Genomic DNA, 235 nt, shown 5'->3' with positions numbered 1-235 from the left:
ATACGGCATTTGATATGGCATCATATTCGGTGGTTGATTGTTATCCATGATTGGCATCATATTCGGCATTTGATTGTTATCCATGATTGGCATCATATTCGGCATTTGATTGTTATCCATGATCGGCATCATATTCGGCATTTGATTATTATCCATAATTGGCATCATATTCGGTGGTTGGTTGTTATCCATAATTGGCATCATATTCGGGGGTTGGTTGTTATCCATAATTGGC

1 pseudogene is annotated in these 235 nt (G+C 37.9%); it reads right to left on the bottom strand.

The annotated features are described in order from the left end of the window. A pseudogene (locus MR167_RS32375) lies at positions 1-235 on the bottom strand (peptigoglycan-binding protein LysM); the annotation flags it as partial.

The sequence above is a fragment of the Bacillus cereus group sp. BfR-BA-01355 genome (assembly GCF_022663675.1).
GTDB classification, from domain to species: domain Bacteria; phylum Bacillota; class Bacilli; order Bacillales; family Bacillaceae_G; genus Bacillus_A; species Bacillus_A thuringiensis_S.
This window is presented reverse-complemented; position numbering and strand designations above follow the sequence as displayed.